This window comes from Burkholderia sp. MSMB1589WGS (genome assembly GCF_001636105.1).
Taxonomy (GTDB): domain Bacteria; phylum Pseudomonadota; class Gammaproteobacteria; order Burkholderiales; family Burkholderiaceae; genus Burkholderia; species Burkholderia humptydooensis.
In genome coordinates this window covers 407,840-420,480 of record NZ_LNJT01000007.1, presented here as the reverse complement: position 1 = coordinate 420,480, position 12,641 = coordinate 407,840, and the positions used below count along the sequence as shown (strand labels likewise).

Here is a 12,641-nt window from a genome sequence, read left to right as displayed (position 1 = left end):
TCGAATGTCGATGCGTTGATCGCATCGCGAAGAAACGGGCGCTGGCGGCGCCCGTTTTTTTGCCGGCGCGGATTTGGCGGCGGCGATTGCCGATGGCGGCGCGGTGCCGTTGCGCCGGCGAGCGACGCGCTCGCCGGCAATATTCGGTCTGCTTCGACTTGGAGGGCGAATGACCGGCCGCCATGCAATGCATTCCGGAACGAGCCGATCAGAACGACGCGCAAACGCGCGCCAGCACGAGCCCAACCGATTGCTGATGAAACCGCTCGATGTACGCGCGGCGGATGGCGGCGAGGCTGTCGAGCGTCGCGGGCGAGTCGGGCGCGACGATACGGATCACGAAGCTTTTCTCGTGCACGACGCCGCCCGTTTCGCGATCGCGCCATTGGCCGCGCGTGTCCCACGTCGTGATCCCGTCGGGAAAGCGCGGCGTGACCGCGTCGGCGACGAAGCGCGCGCGCTCGGCGTCGGTGACGGGGCCGCGGCCGGCGATGTCGCGGCCGAACAGCAGGTCCGCCTGCAGCTCGCGCGTGCCGCCGGCTTGCGCGCAGCGCGCATCGCTTGACGCCGGCTGCGGCGACGTCGCGCAGCCCGGCAGCGCGGCGACGGCGGCGATCAGCGCGATGCCGCCGATCCATGTCGAATGAGTCACTCGCATCGTTGATCCTCGTCGAATGTCGTGTTTGATCGACCACGCGACCACGCGACCGTGCAAATGCGCGCCGCCGCATCCGGGAGCGCGACTGCAAAGCGCTGCGCGCTCAGGCACTTACGCAGTTGTCCGGCCGCTTATCAACAAGCCTGTCAACATAATCTGTGGAAAACGCGCCGCCCGGCCCGGCGCGCGGCCGACGCGATTCGATCGTGCAACGCCCCGCGCCGGCGCAGGCGAATCGAATCGGATCAAGCAGTTAGCGCCGCTGCCCCATGCTTATCAACAGCCCTTTCAACAAAAACTGGGGATAACCGCATCGCTTTGCACGCCCGCTGCGCGCACCGTCGACGCATTTCGCGGCGCTCCCCGAAAACGTCGCGCGATCAACGCGTTAGCGCGCTTGTCCGCGGCTTTTCAACATGCTCTTCAACATGAACTGGGGATAACCGGCGTCACGGCCGCGCTGCCCGGTGCAGCCGCGCGTGCTCGAGATGCGTGGCGAGCGCCGTCGAATCGATATTGGTGCCCGACAGCAGCACGCCGACGCGCCTGCCCTGCAGCGACTCGCGCAGCGGCCCGAGCAGGGCGGCTGTCGCGGCCGCGCAGGCGGGCTCGACCGCGACTTTCAGATGCGCGAAGAGATAGAGCATCGCCGCGCGCAGCGCGTCGTCCGAGACGGTGACGATCCGGTCGACATGGCGGCGGCACAGCTCGTAGCTGTACTCCTCGGTGTGCGGCGCCATCAGCGAATCGGCGATCGTGTGCATCGCACCCATCCGGATCGGGTGATTCGCGGCGAAGCTGCGGCTCATCGCATCCGCGCCCTCCGGCTCGACGCCGTACACGTGCACGCGCGGATTCGCGAGCCGCAGCGCGGTCGACGTGCCCGCGGCGAGACCGCCGCCGCCGATCGGCACGATCACCGCATCGAGGTCGGGCGTCTGCGTCGCCCATTCGTAGCCGAGCGTCGCGGTGCCGAGAATCGTGTGATAGCCGTTGAACGGATGCACGAAGAAACGGCCTTCCTCGGCCTCGATTCGCCGGACGATCTCGAACGCCTCGGCGGGGCTCGACGCCATCACGACCTCCGCGCGGTACTGGCGGCAGAGCGCGATGCGCGCCGGGCTCGCGGTGTCGAACATCACGACCTTCGCGCTCATGCCGAGCCGCATCGCCGCATAGGCGACGGCCGCCGCGTGATTGCCCGCCGACACGCAGGTGACGCCCGCGCTCTTCCTGTCTGCGCCGAGCGCGAGCAGGTTCGTGAACGCGCCGCGCGCCTTGAAGCTGCCGCTCGCCTGCAGCAGCTCGAACTTGAAGTTCACGTGCGTGTTGTCGAGCGACGGCAGGTCCGCGCGCTCGAACACCGGCGTGCGCATGACCCACGGCGTGAGCGCGAAGTGTTGCGCGGCAATTTCGTCGAGCGTCGGAATCGGCTCGCCGTTGATCGTCAAATGAGCGGGGCGGTTGGGTGAAGTCGACATGTGCGTGCGCGTATCGATGAGGTGGCCGATCGGCCGGCCAAGACGAAGCTCGCCGCGGCGCGCGGGCTCACGCGAGCGTCATGCCCCGCACGAGCTTGCGCAGGAAGCGTTCGCACGACGCGAGCTGGTCGAGCTCGACGAACTCGTTCGGCTTGTGCGCCTGCTCGATGTAGCCGGGCCCGCAGATGACGCTCGGAATGCCCGCGCGCTGGAACAGGCCCGCCTCGGTGCCGTACGCGACCTTGCGCTTTTCCCGATCGGCGGTGAGCGTGCGCACGAGCTCCGTGACCGCCGCCTGTTCGACTGCGTCGAGGCCGGGCGCGGCGGCGACCTTCGTGAACTCGATCGCCGCGTTCGGATGCTCGCGGCGCATCCGCGGCAGCAGCGTGTCGCGCGCGTAGGCGTCGATGCGCGCGAAGATCGCATCGGGGTCGAGCGTCGGCAAATTGCGGAACTCGAACGAGAACTGGCATTCGGCGGGCACCGTGTTGACCGCGTTGCCGCCCTGGATGATGCTCGTCTGCGCGGTCGTGAACGGCACGTCGTACAGTTCGTCGAACGGGCCTTGCGCGCGGAATTCGTCGGCGAGATCGCGGATGTGGCAGATAAGGCGCGCCGCGTATTCGATCGCGTTCAGGCCCTTCGGCGTGAGCGACGAATGCGCGGCGTGGCCGCGCACGCAGCAGCGGTAGACGTTGATGCCCTTGTGCGCGATCACGGGGCGCATGCCGGTCGGCTCGCCGACGATGCAGCCGGCGGGCGCGACGCCGCGCGCCTTCAGATCGGCGAGCATCAGCGGCGCGCCGGCGCAGCCGATCTCCTCGTCGAACGACAGCGCGAAGTGGATCGGCTGCGCGAGCCTTGCCGCCTGCATCTCGGGCAGCAGCGCGAGCGCCGCGCCGATGAAGCCTTTCATGTCGCAGGTGCCGCGCCCGTAGAGCTTGCCGTCGCGCACTTCGGGCCTGAACGGATCGCTGTCCCATTGCTGCCCGTCGACGGGCACGACGTCGGTGTGGCCCGACAGCACGATGCCGCCGTTCGTCGCGCCGTCGTGCGCGGGGATCGTCGCGAACAGGTTCGCCCAGCCGTCGCGGGCGTCGTGCGTGAGCGTCGATTCGACGCCCGCCGCGGCGAGCGTGTCGCGGACCATTTCGATGAGGCCGAGATTCGGCACGCGGCTCGTCGTGTCGATCGATACGAGCCGCTCGACCCACGACAGGCTGATCGGTTCGGCTAGCGAGGTGGGCGAGGACGCGGACGGTGCCGTTGCGTCGGGAACGGACATGGCGGGGCTCCGGCAGATGGGCAGATGAATGCAAAGATCATACTCAAAAACGATACGGCCCGTCTTCGCGCGACGCTTTGCGGCGCAGCATCCGGCGCGTTCGCGCGGTGTGTGTGCTGGCATGTGTCGGCGGAGCGATCCGCATTGTCCTGCGAATCCGTGACGACGCTCCCGGCGGGCCTGGGGCCGGATACTGTCCGTGCGACGCGCTCGTCGACGCGTGACTAAGTTCTATTTAGAAACTTAATATCGAGACAATTACATTTATCGATGTAATTGCTTTGGCGGCCGCAGCGCCGAACAGCAGAACAAGGAGACGATGACGCATCTGCACATCGAACGCAGCGCGCGCGTGCTGATCGTGAGTTTCGACAATCCGCCGGTCAACTTTCTCACGATGGCGATGATGCGTGAGCTGAAGCGTCTGCCCGACGGCATCGAGCGCGGCGCGGAGATCGGCGTCGACGAACTGGGCACGTGGATCGACGGCGTGGCCGTCGATTTCTCGCGTTAGGGCGGGGGGCTTCCGGCAGCCGGTCGTGCGACGGCTGTCCGCGCGCGCCGGCGGCTCGCGCGCGAAGGATGCGCTGCGTCGCTCGGCGACGAAGCCGCCAGCCGCGCCCCGCGCCCCATGCCCCGCCAACTATCGCGCCGCCGCTTGCGCGCGCGACTGCTGAGGCTGGCCGAGCGCGCGCAGCGTCTCTTTCACCGTCGACACGCGCACCGCGAGGTCCGGCGTGCGCGTCTCGATCCGCAGCTTGTCCTGGCCCGCGAGCTTGATGTGCCGGTGCTTCTGCACCATGTCGATGATGCGCATCGGATCGATCGGCGGATTCGGCACGAACTGCAGCCCGATCGCCGCTTCGCTCGCGTCGATCTTCACGATGCCGAGCGGCTTCGCGGCGAGCCGCAGCCGGTGCGTCTCGACGAGCGCGTGCGCCTGCGGCGGCAGCTTGCCGAAGCGGTCGATCAGCTCTTCCTGGATGCCGTCGATCGAATCGCCGTGCTCGCAGTTCGCGAGCCGCTTGTACAGCGACAGCCGCTCCTGCACGTCGCCGCAATAGTCGGCGGGCAGGATCGCGGGCGCGTGCAGGTTGATCTCGGTCGTCGCGGCGAGCGGCGCGGTGAGGTCCGGCTCCTTGCCGTTCTTCAGCGCCTTCACCGCGTCGTTCAGCATCTCGGTGTAGAGCTGGAAGCCGATCTCGTGGATCTCGCCCGACTGCTTGTCGCCGAGCACCTCGCCCGTGCCGCGGATCTCGAGGTCGTGCATCGCGAGGTAGAAGCCCGAGCCGAGCTCCTCCATCTGCTGGATCGCCTCGAGCCGCCGCTGCGCCTGCTTCGTGAGCGCCTGCGGATCGTGCACGAGCAGGTATGCGTACGCCTGGTGGTGCGAGCGGCCGACGCGCCCGCGCAACTGGTGCAACTGCGCGAGGCCGAACTTGTCCGCGCGGTGCATGATGATGGTGTTCGCGCTCGGCACGTCGATGCCGGTCTCGATGATCGTCGTGCACAGCAGCACGTTCGCGCGCTGCGCGACGAAATCGCGCATCACGCGCTCGAGCTCGCGCTCGTGCATCTGGCCGTGCGCGATCGCGATGCGCGCCTCGGGCACCAGCGCCTCGAGCATCGCGCGGCGGTTCTCGATCGTCTCGACCTCGTTGTGCAGGAAGTACACTTGGCCGCCGCGCTTCAACTCGCGCAGCATCGCCTCGCGGATCACGCTCTCGTCCTCGCTGCGCACGAAGGTCTTGATCGCGAGCCGCTTCTGCGGCGCGGTCGCGATCACCGAGAAGTCGCGCAGGCCCTCGAGCGCCATGCCGAGCGTGCGCGGGATCGGCGTCGCGGTCAGCGTGAGCACGTCCACTTCCGCGCGCAGCGCCTTCAGCGCTTCCTTCTGGCGCACGCCGAAGCGGTGCTCCTCGTCGATGATCACGAGGCCGAGCCGCTTGAACTGCACGTCCGACGACAGCAGCTTGTGCGTGCCGATCACGATGTCGACGCTGCCTTCGTTGATCTGCTGGATCGCCGTGTTCACTTCCTTCGTCGACTTGAAGCGCGACAGCTCGACGATCTTCACGGGCCAATCGGCGAAGCGGTCGATGAAGGTCTGCGTGTGCTGCTCGGCGAGCAGCGTGGTCGGCGACAGCAGCGCGACCTGCTTGCCGCCCAGCACCGCGATGAACGCCGCGCGCAGCGCGACCTCGGTCTTGCCGAAGCCGACGTCGCCGCACACGAGGCGGTCCATCGGCTTGCCGCTCGTCATGTCGCCGATCACGGCCGCGATCGCGGCGGCCTGGTCGGGCGTTTCCTCGAAGCCGAAGCTGTCGGCGAACTTCACGTAGTCGCGCGGATCGAGCGCGAACGCGTGGCCCTCGCGCGCCGCGCGGCGCGCATAGAGGTTCAGCAGCTCGGCCGCGGTGTCGCGGATCTGCTGCGCGGCGCGGCGCTTCGCGCGCTCCCACTGGCCGGAGCCGAGCGCGTGCAGCGGCGCGCTGTCCGGGTCCGCGCCGCTGTAGCGCGAGATCACGTGCAGTTGCGCGACGGGCACGTACAGCTTGCTGTCGCTCGCGTATTCGAGATGCAGGAACTCGGTCTCGCCTTCGCCGAGATCCATCGACACGAGCCCCATGTAGCGGCCGATGCCGTGCTGCGCGTGAACGACCGGGTCGCCCACCTTCAGCTCGGACAGGTCGCGCACCATCGCGTCGACGTTGCTCGCCTGCTCCTGGCGGCGGCGTCCCGCGCGGCGGCCGAGCGCGCCGTACAGCTCGGTCTCGGTGACGATCGCGTAACCTTCGCCCGGCACCGCGAAGCCGCTCGCGAGGGGCGCGACGCCGAGCGCGAAGCGCTCGTCGCTCTCGAGCCACGCGGCGAAGCTGTCGCTGCCCGCGGGGCGCAGATGGTGCTCGGCGAACAATTGCGCGATCGTTTCGCGGCGGCCCGCGGATTCGACGGTGAAGAGCACGCGGTTCTTCGTCGCTTCCAGATACGCGACGAATGCGGCGAGCGGCGCGTCCGCGTGGCGGTCGAGTGCGAGGTTCGGCAGCGGCGCGGCCCAGCCGCCCGCCGGCTGCGCGGGCAGCACGAGCCGCGCGAACGGCTTCGCGAGCAGATAGAAGTCGTCGTCGGACAGGAACAGGCGCTGCGGCTCAAGGATCGGCCGCTCGCGGTCGTGCGACAGGAACGCGTAGCGCTGCTTCGTGTCGGCCGTGAAGCGCTTGATCGCCGCGTCGAGATCGCCCGCGAACACGAGCTGCGCGCGCTCGGGCAGATAGTGGAAGAGCGTCGCCGTCTCGTCGAAGAAGAGCGGCAGGTAGTATTCGATGCCGGCCGACGGCACGCCGTTGCCGATGTCCTTGTAGATCGGCGAGCGGCTCGGGTCGCCTTCGAAGGTCTCGCGCCAGCGGCTTCTGAACGCGGTGCGCGCGGCCTCGTCGAACGGGAACTCGCGGCCGGGCAGGAGGCGCACGTCGCGCACCGGGTAGAGGCTGCGCTGCGTGTCCGGATCGAACGCGCGGATCGAGTCGACCTGGTCGTCGAACAGATCGATCCGGTACGGCAGCGGCGAGCCCATCGGGAACAGGTCGATCAGCGAGCCGCGCACGCAGTATTCGCCGGGCCGCACGACCTGGCTCACGTGCTCGTAGCCGGCGAGCGTCAGTTGCGCCTTCAGCTTCGCTTCGTCGAGCCGCTCGCCCTGCGTGAACGAGAACGTGTACGCGGCGAGGAACGACGCGGGCGGCATCCGGTAGAGCGCCGTCGTCGCTGGCACGAGCAGGATGTCGCAGCGGCCTTCGCCCAGGTCGTGCAGCGTCGCGAGCCGCTCGGACACGAGATCCTGGTGCGGCGAGAATGTGTCGTACGGCAGCGTCTCCCAGTCGGGCAGCACGCGCACGCGCGCGTCGGGCGCGAAGTAGCGCAGTTCCTGCGCGAGCCGCTGCGCGTCGACCGCGTTCGCGCAGATCACGGCGAGAAGCGGCACCTGCGCGCGGTGCGCGGCGAGATAGCGGGCGATGACGAGCGCGTCGGCGGAGCCGTGCGCGCCGTCGAATGCGAAGCGTTGGCCCGCCTTGACGAGCGCGATGGGGGACTGCGAAGGGGAGGCGTTGTCTGACATAGCGAGCGGCTGGTTGGCGGACGCCGGATGGCGGACGAGCTCGGCGCGGCTCATCACGGCGAAAGACGTATTATAAAATCCGTCCTTCGATTTCATCTTTCCCGGCGCTCCCTTTCCGTGACCTCCCGACTTTTTGCCCTGATTCCGTGCGCCGGCACCGGCAGCCGTTCCGGCTCGGCATTGCCGAAGCAATACCGCACGCTCGCCGGACGCGCGCTCCTGCACTACACGCTCGCCGCGTTCGACGCGTGCAGCGAGTTCGCGCAGACGCTCGTCGTGATCTCGCCCGACGACGCCCACTTCGACGCGCGCCGCTTTTCCGGCCTGCGCTTCGCGGTGCGGCGCTGCGGCGGCGCGTCGCGGCAGGCGTCGGTGATGAACGGGCTGATCCAGCTCGCCGAATTCGGCGCGACGGACGCCGACTGGGTGCTCGTGCACGACGCCGCGCGCCCCGGCATCACGCCCGCGCTGATCCGCACGCTGATCGGCGCGCTGAAGGACGACCCCGTCGGCGGCATCGTCGCGCTGCCGGTCGCCGATACGCTCAAGCGCGTGCCGGCGGGCAGCGACGCGATCGAGCGCACCGAGTCGCGCAACGGCCTCTGGCAGGCGCAGACGCCGCAGATGTTCCGCATCGGGATGCTGCGCGACGCGATCCAGCGCGCGCAGTTCGAGGGCCACGATCTGACCGACGAAGCGAGCGCGATCGAATGGGCGGGCCACACGCCGCGCGTCGTGCAGGGCAGCCTGCGCAACTTCAAGGTCACGTACCCGGAGGATTTCGACCTCGCGGAGGCGATCCTCGCGCATCCGGCGCGCGCTTCCTGAACCGCATCTTCACCATCGCATCACACTCGGATCGAATCATATGGATTTCAGAATCGGACAAGGCTACGACGTGCACCAGCTCGTTCCCGGACGGCCGCTCATCATCGGCGGCGTGACGATCCCGTACGAGCGCGGGCTCCTCGGCCACTCGGACGCGGACGTGCTGCTGCACGCGATCACCGACGCGCTGTTCGGCGCGGCGGCGCTTGGCGACATCGGCCGCCATTTCTCCGACACCGATCCGCGCTTCAAGGGCGCCGACAGCCGCGCGCTGCTGCGCGAATGCGCCGCGCGCGTCGCGCAGGCGGGCTTTTCGATCCGCAACGTCGACAGCACGATCGTCGCGCAGGCGCCGAAGCTCGCGCCGCACATCGACGCGATGCGCGCGAACATCGCGGCCGATCTCGGCTTGCCGCTCGAGCGCGTGAACGTGAAGGCGAAGACGAACGAGAAGCTCGGCTATCTTGGCCGCGGCGAGGGGATCGAGGCGCAGGCGGCGGCGCTCGTCGTGCGCGAAGCGGCCGCGTGAGCGGCGGCTTTCGCCATGATCGATCGCCGTTGCGGCGAGCTCGAATGCTGGCGTCGCGTCGGCCCGCCGTGCCGGCCATCTCGCCGCCCGCGCACAAACGAAAAACGCCACGCGCAATCGCCGCGTGGCGTTTTTCGTTGAAACGACGGCCGCGCCGCGAACGTGCGCGGCTGCGGCGGCGGCCGCCGCGCTTACTTGCCTTCCGCCGCGATCACTTGCGCGGCGGCGTTGATCACCGCCGCGATCCGGCCGACGTCGCGCAACTGCGTGACCGTCATCCCTTGTTCGTTCTTGAGCAGCGCGTAGTGCGACTTCACGCAGAAGTGGCACTTGCCGACGATCGACGCGGCGAGCGCGTACATCTCGAACTTGCGCTTGTCGACGCCGCCGTGCGAAGCGTACGCGCCCATCCGCAGCTCGGCGCGCTGGGTCTTCAGGTCGGCGTCGTCGGCCATCTCGACATACGGATACCAGACGTTGTTCATCCCCATCAGCGCGGCCGCCGTCAGCGCCGCCTGGGATTCCTCGGGCGACAGCACGCCCGCTTCGCGAATCGCCTTCACGAGCGCCGGGCTCTTCGCCGCGAAGGCCGCGGCGAGCGCCGCGCCGACCGCGTCCGTGCCGTCGAGTGACGAGCGCGAGATCGTGCCGTCGAGGTTCAGGCGGATGTCCTTCGCGTAGTCGGGAATTAGCGCCTTAATCGAATCGATGAATTCCATTGATATCTCCTATGATTGGGCCGTTAAAAAAGCCCGCGGGCAACACGCAGCGCCGCGGGCTTTCGTGCATCGGACGCTTACAGCGTCGCGCCGCCGATCGCGCGGTTGCACGGGCAGAGTTCGTCCGTTTGCAGGCCGTCGAGAATGCGCAGGATTTCTTCCGGGCTGCGGCCGACGTTCAGGTTGTTCACCGACACGTGCTGGATCGTGTTGTCCGGGTCGACGATGAAGGTCGCGCGCAGGGCCACGCCCGCTTCCTTGTCGCGCACGCCGAGCTGGTCGATCAGCTCGCCCTTGACGTCGCCGAACGAGTAGTGGTTCAGCTTGTCGAGATCCTTGTGCTCACGGCGCCACGCGAGCTTGACGAATTCGTTGTCCGAGCTGCCGCCGAGCAGCACGGCGTCGCGCTCTTCGAACTGCTTCGCGAGCTTGGCGAATTCGACGATTTCCGTCGGGCACACGAACGTGAAGTCCTTCGGGTAGAAGTAGACGACCTTCCACTTGCCCGGGAACGACGCTTCGGTGACGGTCTCGAATGCCGACTGGCCGTTTTCTTCGTGATTGTTGAAGCCCGGCTTCGCGGCCACAACGGTGAAAGCTTCGAGTTTATCGCCCACGGTCTTCATGCGGATGCTCCTGTATGAGTTGGAAAAAACGGCTACCTAGGTCAAGCTACCGATGCGCTGCAACGTTTCCGTGACAGCATAGGCAACATCATAACGCTATTATATTTTTCTATCAATAGATTTTAACTAACTATCCTCATAGAAATTTTCAAAGACGTCGATAGGGTCGACCATCGGGGGAAGGTAGGCGCCGTGCGTTACGCGGCCGCACGCGCTCTTGCGCTCGGAAACTCCAGCGTGACTTCGAGACCCGCGTCGGGCGTGCGGTTGCGCAGCCGCAGCGTGCCGCGGTAGCGGTTGACGAGGCGCAGCACGATCGCCATGCCGAGCCCGGTGCCGTCGGCCTTGCTGCGCGCGGTGTCGACGCGATAGAACGGGCGCATCACGAGGGGCAACTGATCATCGGGGATGCCGGGGCCCTCGTCGGCGACGACGAGCTCGACGCGCGCGTGCGTCACCCGCGTTTCGAGCAGGATGCGCGCGATGCCGTCCTTCTTGCTCTGCCCGTACTTGCGCGCGTTCTCGACGAGGTTGCCGATCACGCGGCGCATGTCTGTTTCGTCCGCTTCGATGACGGCCGCGGGCGCGAGGCGGATGTCGAGCTGCACGCCGTCTTCGCTGACGATCCGCGCGGCGACCTCGCGTGCGACCTGCGACAGATCGACGGGCTCCGGTGTGCGCTGCGCGGGGCGCGCGTAATCGATGAACGCGGCGATGATGCGGTCCATCTGCTCGATGTCGTCGACCATCGCGTCCTTCGTCGCCTGATCGGACGGGCTCATCTCGGTCTCGAGGCGCAGCCGCGCGAGGGGCGTGCGCAGGTCGTGCGAGATGCCCGCGAGCATCAGCGCGCGATCGGCCTCGAGCTGCTCGAGATCGCGAACCATCTGGTTGAAGCTGCGGTTCGTCTCGGCGGCGACGCCCATTCCGCGCTCGGGCAGCGGTTCCGGCGTTTGGCCGGAGCCGACCTTGCGCGCGGCGAGCGCGAGCCGCGAGAACGGCTGGTTCACGAGGCTCGTGATGAACGCCGAGCCGAAGAGCGACAGCGCGAGCGCGAAGAGGCCCCATCCCGCCCATTGCAGGCCGGTGACGGTGTCGAGCTGATCGCGGTCGAGCGCGACCCAGTAGTCGTCGTCGTCGATCTTGAAGCTGATCCACACGCCGGGAATGTCGTTGACCGATTGCGCGATCACCGTGTCGTCGCCCAGGCGGCTGCGGATGTCGTGCTCGATCAGCCGGTTCAGCGACTCGTCGGGCTGCAGCTTGAACTTGTCGGTTTTCTCGCGCGGATAGACGCGCACGCCTTCGTTGCTCTCGAGATCCTGCAGCAGCGCGCGGCGCAGGTCGGGATCGGAATAGAGCAGCGCGGTGCGCGTGAGCTTCACGATGGCGACGAGCTGGAGCGCGACGCGCTGCGCGCGCGGCTCGCGCTCGATCACCCGGAAGCTCTGGAACCACGCGGCGAGGCTGACGGCGATCAACAGCGCAATCAGCAGGAAGGTGCGCCAGAACAGCCCGCCGAACACGAGCGTCAAGAGGCGCCGGTCGATACGCATAGGGACTGGCTGTCTAACTGGCGTCAAAGGCGTGGCGTCAAAGGCGTGGCGTCAAAGGCGTGGCGTCGAAGATGGCGTCGACGCCACGTATTGCGTCGAAGCGGAATCAGGCGGCCCCGTCGGGGATGAACACATAGCCGAGACCCCACACCGTCTGGATGAAGCGCGGGCTGCCCGGATCGGGTTCGATCAGTTTGCGCAGGCGCGAGATCTGCACGTCGAGGCTGCGGTCGAACACTTCGTATTCGCGGCCGCGCGCGAGCTCCATCAGCTTTTCGCGCGACAGCGGCTGGCGCGGATGGCGCGCGAACACCTTCAGCACCGAGAATTCGCCCGTCGTGAGCGGAATCTCCTGGCCGGATTTCGTGAGCGTGCGCGTGGCGAGGTTCAGCGAGAACTCGCCGAACTCGAACACCTCGGTGGTCTCGGAGGGCGCGCCCGGCAGCTCGGCGGGCGCCTGGCGGCGCAGCACCGCGTGGATGCGCGCGACGAGCTCGCGCGGGTTGAACGGCTTCGGCAGGTAGTCGTCGGCGCCCATCTCGAGGCCGACGATGCGATCGACGTCCTCGCCCTTCGCGGTGAGCATGATGATCGGCGTGCGGTCGTTGCTGCCGCGCAGGCGGCGGCAGATCGACAGGCCGTCCTCGCCCGGCAGCATCAGGTCGAGCACGAGCAGATCGAAACGCTCGCGCACCCAGAGCTTGTTCATTGCCGTCGCGTTCTCCGCGACATACACGTTGAAGCCCTGCTCGCCGAGGTAGCGGCGCAGCAGGTCGCGCAGGCGCGGGTCGTCGTCGACGACGAGAATCTTGGAGGGGTTTTTCGTTTCCATGAGCGGCATC

Annotated in this window: 11 protein-coding genes; 3 read left to right on the top strand and 8 right to left on the bottom strand. The window is 67.8% G+C overall.

Going from position 1 to position 12,641, the window contains the following annotated elements; translation table 11 throughout:
- Positions 1–208 precede the first annotated feature (208 nt).
- From WT16_RS09860 to argE, 3 genes are all read right to left on the bottom strand, one after another.
- Entirely contained in the window at positions 209–658 is a 450-nt protein-coding gene (locus tag WT16_RS09860) for a DUF3574 domain-containing protein (protein WP_015601734.1), read from the bottom strand.
- Positions 659–1,107: 449 nt separating this feature from the next.
- Positions 1,108–2,139, bottom strand: a complete 1,032-nt coding sequence (locus tag WT16_RS09855) for a threonine/serine dehydratase (RefSeq protein ID WP_015601864.1) — start codon at positions 2,137–2,139, stop codon at positions 1,108–1,110.
- Between the two features lie 67 nt (positions 2,140–2,206).
- Positions 2,207–3,424 (bottom strand): acetylornithine deacetylase, encoded by a 1,218-nt coding sequence (argE, locus tag WT16_RS09850; RefSeq protein WP_063533240.1) that lies wholly within the window; start codon positions 3,422–3,424, stop codon positions 2,207–2,209.
- Positions 3,425–3,743: 319 nt separating this feature from the next.
- Between argE and WT16_RS09845 the strand changes: the two genes are divergently transcribed.
- Complete coding sequence (locus tag WT16_RS09845; RefSeq protein WP_063533239.1) at positions 3,744–3,938, top strand: hypothetical protein; 195 nt, start codon at positions 3,744–3,746, stop codon at positions 3,936–3,938.
- A 129-nt stretch (positions 3,939–4,067) separates the two neighbouring features.
- Here the strand turns inward: WT16_RS09845 and mfd are convergent, their stop codons facing one another.
- On the bottom strand, positions 4,068–7,637 hold the full coding sequence (gene mfd, locus WT16_RS09840; RefSeq protein WP_170963095.1) for a transcription-repair coupling factor: 3,570 nt from the start codon (positions 7,635–7,637) through the stop codon (positions 4,068–4,070).
- 21 nt (positions 7,638–7,658) lie between these two features.
- Here mfd and ispD point away from each other — a divergent pair, with 21 nt between their 5' ends.
- Complete coding sequence (gene ispD / locus WT16_RS09835) at positions 7,659–8,369, top strand: 2-C-methyl-D-erythritol 4-phosphate cytidylyltransferase (protein WP_015600386.1); 711 nt, start codon at positions 7,659–7,661, stop codon at positions 8,367–8,369.
- A gap of 40 nt (positions 8,370–8,409) precedes the next feature.
- Positions 8,410–8,898 carry a 2-C-methyl-D-erythritol 2,4-cyclodiphosphate synthase gene (gene ispF, locus WT16_RS09830; protein ID WP_006026131.1) on the top strand — a complete coding sequence of 163 codons (489 nt, stop codon included), beginning with the start codon at positions 8,410–8,412 and terminating at the stop codon, positions 8,896–8,898.
- Positions 8,899–9,089: 191 nt separating this feature from the next.
- Here the strand turns inward: ispF and WT16_RS09825 are convergent, their stop codons facing one another.
- The 4 genes from WT16_RS09825 to ompR form a co-directional block, all read right to left on the bottom strand.
- Entirely contained in the window at positions 9,090–9,617 is a 528-nt protein-coding gene (locus tag WT16_RS09825; RefSeq protein WP_006026132.1) for a carboxymuconolactone decarboxylase family protein, read from the bottom strand.
- A gap of 77 nt (positions 9,618–9,694) precedes the next feature.
- On the bottom strand, positions 9,695–10,243 hold the full coding sequence (locus tag WT16_RS09820; protein ID WP_009912787.1) for a peroxiredoxin: 549 nt from the start codon (positions 10,241–10,243) through the stop codon (positions 9,695–9,697).
- A 197-nt stretch (positions 10,244–10,440) separates the two neighbouring features.
- On the bottom strand, positions 10,441–11,799 hold the full coding sequence (locus WT16_RS09815; protein ID WP_015600436.1) for an ATP-binding protein: 1,359 nt from the start codon (positions 11,797–11,799) through the stop codon (positions 10,441–10,443).
- A 106-nt stretch (positions 11,800–11,905) separates the two neighbouring features.
- The gene (ompR, locus tag WT16_RS09810; protein ID WP_004199523.1) at positions 11,906–12,631 is read right to left on the bottom strand and encodes a two-component system response regulator OmpR; all 726 of its coding nucleotides are present in this window, start codon (positions 12,629–12,631) and stop codon (positions 11,906–11,908) included.
- Positions 12,632–12,641: the final 10 nt, after the last annotated feature.

What these genes read in the sequence shown, in the direction of transcription:
- WT16_RS09860 (WP_015601734.1), bottom strand. Translation starts at nt 658, where the DNA reads ATGCGAGTGACTCATTCGACATGGATCGGCGGCATCGCGCTGATCGCC.
- WT16_RS09855 (WP_015601864.1), bottom strand. Translation starts at nt 2,139, where the DNA reads ATGTCGACTTCACCCAACCGCCCCGCTCATTTGACGATCAACGGCGAG.
- argE (WP_063533240.1), bottom strand. Translation starts at nt 3,424, where the DNA reads ATGTCCGTTCCCGACGCAACGGCACCGTCCGCGTCCTCGCCCACCTCG.
- WT16_RS09845 (WP_063533239.1), top strand. Translation starts at nt 3,744, where the DNA reads ATGACGCATCTGCACATCGAACGCAGCGCGCGCGTGCTGATCGTGAGT.
- mfd (WP_170963095.1), bottom strand. Translation starts at nt 7,637, where the DNA reads ATGAAATCGAAGGACGGATTTTATAATACGTCTTTCGCCGTGATGAGC.
- ispF (WP_006026131.1), top strand. Translation starts at nt 8,410, where the DNA reads ATGGATTTCAGAATCGGACAAGGCTACGACGTGCACCAGCTCGTTCCC.
- WT16_RS09825 (WP_006026132.1), bottom strand. Translation starts at nt 9,617, where the DNA reads ATGGAATTCATCGATTCGATTAAGGCGCTAATTCCCGACTACGCGAAG.
- WT16_RS09820 (WP_009912787.1), bottom strand. Translation starts at nt 10,243, where the DNA reads ATGAAGACCGTGGGCGATAAACTCGAAGCTTTCACCGTTGTGGCCGCG.
- WT16_RS09815 (WP_015600436.1), bottom strand. Translation starts at nt 11,799, where the DNA reads ATGCGTATCGACCGGCGCCTCTTGACGCTCGTGTTCGGCGGGCTGTTC.
- ompR (WP_004199523.1), bottom strand. Translation starts at nt 12,631, where the DNA reads ATGGAAACGAAAAACCCCTCCAAGATTCTCGTCGTCGACGACGACCCG.